The sequence below is a fragment of the Flavobacterium sp. genome (genome assembly GCF_035760125.1).
Taxonomy (GTDB): domain Bacteria; phylum Bacteroidota; class Bacteroidia; order Flavobacteriales; family Flavobacteriaceae; genus Flavobacterium.
This window is the reverse complement of sequence record NZ_DASTTN010000457.1, coordinates 1-4,140: the sequence shown is the minus strand read 5'-3', so window position 1 is coordinate 4,140 and position 4,140 is coordinate 1. Positions and strand designations below refer to the sequence as shown.

The 4,140-nt window shown below is 27.9% G+C and carries 2 protein-coding genes; both read right to left on the bottom strand.

What is annotated here, in order from left to right:
* Positions 1 to 2,909, bottom strand: a 2,909-nt coding sequence (locus VFS71_RS16205) for a hypothetical protein (protein ID WP_326402581.1), incomplete at its 3' end; no start/stop codon positions are given.
* A partial coding sequence (locus tag VFS71_RS16200; RefSeq protein ID WP_326402580.1) for a hypothetical protein occupies positions 2,909 to 4,140 on the bottom strand: 1,232 nt, incomplete at its 5' end. The genes VFS71_RS16200 and VFS71_RS16205, both read right to left, overlap by 1 nt.

Below are 4,140 nucleotides of genomic sequence, written 5' to 3'. Positions count from 1 at the left end.
CATAAGTAGTCTATACTTTTTTCAAAAAGTCCTACTGCAGAACCTAATGGGCCTAGTAAAAGATGCAACTCATCTTGTATTATTAGTTCTGGTGGTAAGGTGTCATGATTGTATCCTTTTCCAAATAATCTCCTAGAATCTTTATTCCTTTCGGAAGTATTAGTGGAGACATTGTTTGCTAAAGCTGCAAACTTATCTACCGTCCCAAATAGTAGTGTAGGAGGGTATTTATAAATATCTTCATCAAATAATCTTAATGGCAGGCTAAATTCATTACTAGGTCTATTTCTTCCCATACCTTTATAAGTACAGGATGAATTATTGCAACAGATGTTTAACTGATCATTTATTCCGTAATTATTTCGTGTGGGTTTATGAGTATGAGAAACATTACTTAATTCTGGATTAATAAATAAATCACTACCACACCATGGGCATTCTGTAAATGGTAAATTTGTACTCACTTTTTTACCAACTTCAATACAAACTCCTATTTTTTCAAGTTCTTTCTCCATGCTCGTATCATTTGAATTACCGGTGCCTTTCCATTGATTAGGCAATGAGCCTGAACCAACAAATAAACCAATTGTAATTCTCGAATTACCGAGACTACAAGCATGAGGTATTGAAAAACTATCTTTACGGATGGCTTCTAATGCGCAAATTAACATAGTTGCTCTTTGAAATTGTTGCAATGTTAACAGTCTCAATGTATAACGCATTAAAACGGTTGTACCAGTTCCTCTAACTCCTTTGGTAAATCTTCTATATCCAATTACGAATGCTATTATACCTAAATAAGCCTCCGTTTTCCCACCACCAGTTGGAAACCATACTAAATCAGCTATCTCATTCCTTTCAGGCCATCCATTGGAAAATATATTTTCAACGGTTTTGTCATCGAGATCTGGTCGAACAAAAGCATCAATATTTAATATTATAAAGGCAATCTGAAAAGAACGCCATTTATAATCATATTCACCTAGGCTAATATTTTTGTAAAATTCTTCGGTATTTGAGGAAGGATTGAACGGTTTCTTAATGCTATGATGCAATTGCATAAACATTGCTGTATTCATTAGCCTGAATGCAGCCATAGCTTTCAAATCTTTACTAAGTAATTTAATGTTTCTTACTAATCTAATATGATCTTTATCACAAGCTAATAGTTGTTTCTCTAATAATTCTTTTTCTTCACCTTTAAGTAAATTATCATTATTAAGATCCTTTTTTTTCTCTTCTATCCAAAACTTATATTCATTCACAAAATTCATTAATCCCTCTAAAACAGCACTATCAGTAGCATCAGACAAAGTTGAAAGAAAACGCATTGACAAAATAGAATCATTTTTGAGTCTTGAAGTAATTACACCATCTACAATTTTGCTAGGTTTAAAATCTACTTTTGGGGTTTCTTGTTCTGGAAGAAACTCAGTTGTAATAAACTTGTATTTATCCTTTACATCCCAATTTACAGATGTGTTGTAGCCTTCACCAAAATCATGATAGTTTCTATAGAGTAATTTATTAAAGTTATCTTCTTCATCAAAATCCAATAATTGAGGAGGGTTATATTGCTTCAGAGTATTTTCTTTAATCTCGTTAACCTTTAATTGAATACCAAAATATGCTTTTAAATTTGCTTCATCTTTTTTGTTTAATTGAGGTGGTTCATTTTCCTTAAGAATAATATTTGCCTTGTTAATCAATAATATTTTTACAAAAATTTCCTCATTTTTACGAATATATTGTACCGAATATTTTAAATCTGAGACCTCTTTGATGTTATTATCAATAACTTGATTATTTAGTCTTAATATCTTACTGGTTCCATCATAATTTGGTAAAGAAATAGTAATGTTTTCAAAAGTTTTTGCCTCCCAAATTGGAGAAGAATTTCTTGGTTTATATACAGACTTTAGATCTGTTACGTAGTTTTTTAACTGATTGAATATTTCAATTTCCTTTATGAGCTTCTTATAATTTGAGTAATTAGACAAATCTTCTTTAAGTTTACTCTTAATATGATTAATTATGCTGTTATCATATAATGAAGCTACATTTTTATATTCATTCCCACTATAATTTATTGATTCTGAAATAGAATAAAACTGTAGTTCATAATCACCTTTAATTCCATAATATATTACACCATTTTTTTGTTTAAGTTCAACTATATCACTTTTAAAAACATCTTGTATTGTTTTTAAAAGAGTTGCTTGAAAATAATTATTTAAATGAATATAATCTACATCATAAATATTACTCTTATTAATTTCTTGATTAAGATAAATAAATAGGTTATTATTTTTTCTTAAAGATGTAAATAATGGTTTAAAGTAATTTTCAATTGCAATTTCAATTTCATTATCATATTCAGAAACTAGACAAGCTAGTTTATCGCTTAAACACTCCTTCTTATTTATGCTATGATATTTTCTAAATGAAACGTTCACTTTCAAATCACCTTGCATATTAGTATCTTTGTCTACTACAAATGAGAGGCCAAATGAATTTGGATAGTTTTGTTGTTTACTGACTAGACTTTCTTCAGTATTATCTATATTTCTATCATCATCTCCACCATTTTCTATATCCTCAGTATCCGGATTTTCTTCATCGATATCCGATTCTAAAAATTTCTCTTTGAGTTGTGTTTCCGTTCCTTTTGAAACCCTTGTTTCAGGAAAAAGAATTGCAGAACTATATTGATAAGCAGGAACCTCTGCTAAAATTTCACTTTTATTATCTATAGCCTTTACTTCTTTAACTTTAAAGTCAATACCGTTGAATTCACTCGTGTCCCATTTTTCTATAAAGAAATAGCGGTTATTAAAAGCTCCAGGTCCTATTATCTGCTCACGAACAAATAATTCAAGGCTATTTCTCTTTTTTCTAAAATTATTCATCAATTTAAAGTTTTAATTTCTTTTACTTCATGAAAAATTAATTCATTTATCATTGAAGATAGAATTGATTTTGCTATTTCTTTTGGATTAATTTCCTCATCGTTTTCGAATATTGAAATATTATTTTCGATATATCTTGAAGCCTTTAATATTAACTCTGGATTATCAATCTCACTTAAATAATTGTTTTTCAAACACAAATCATAAATATGTTTGTATATTTTTTTAATTTCATTCAGATGTTTTCTTCCATAATGGGCAATCCATGCTTGAAACATGTCATTCGAATTAATTCCTAAAAATTCACAAATAATTTTCCAGTGATCTTTCTTCTTAGGTAAAATAAATCTTTCATTATTATAATCCTTTGCCACAATCACATATTTTTGGTTGAAATATTTACTATGTGTGTATTCTAAACCTAACTTCTCTAAAGTGTTATAGACATTCTCATACTTTGATAATTGTATTTGAAAATCAATTACCGTATCAGGTACTTTACTAAGCTTATCTACTAAATTATCTCTACTAATAGCGGAACTTATTTCTCTTTGTAATATGAAATAATCCCCAATATTTAATTGAGAAATATAATTTGCAATTAGAGTATTTCTTCTAATTAAAACAGATGTATTTCCTTTTTCAGCGAACTCGATACCATTATTCGTGTAAACTAAATATTCCTTATTTTCATTTTCTTTTAAAACTTTTTTAGTAAACTCTATTTCTTCTTCATTATAAAAAACAAAATCTTCACTTTCGAGGTTAATGTCTTCACTTTCAATTAAAACTTCTATATTATCACTATTGTATTTCTTTCTATAATTTATGATCTCATGTTTTATGTTTTGAATTAATTCGGACTTTGACTTATTGTATTTTTCTTTGTTGTTTTGAAACTCAGTATCAATCTTTTCTCTTATAGGGTTCAATAATGCATCATATTGATAATTTAAAATATGGTATTTTATCCAAGGCTGATAATTAAAATATATGAAATCGGGAATTATTACTTTAAAATCAGACTTCTTTGGAAGTATATTAACTAGATTGATAATATTAAAAGCGTCTAATAGCAATATATTTGTTTCTTTTAGGTAGTAATCAATTTCATTATTATCCACAAAAAGCACCTTGTTATTTAATTCATACAAATAATGTTTGAATGAATTAAATGATTTTTCTAGTTTTTTCTTTCTGTTTCCTTTTATTTCTGGTAACAATAGAACTG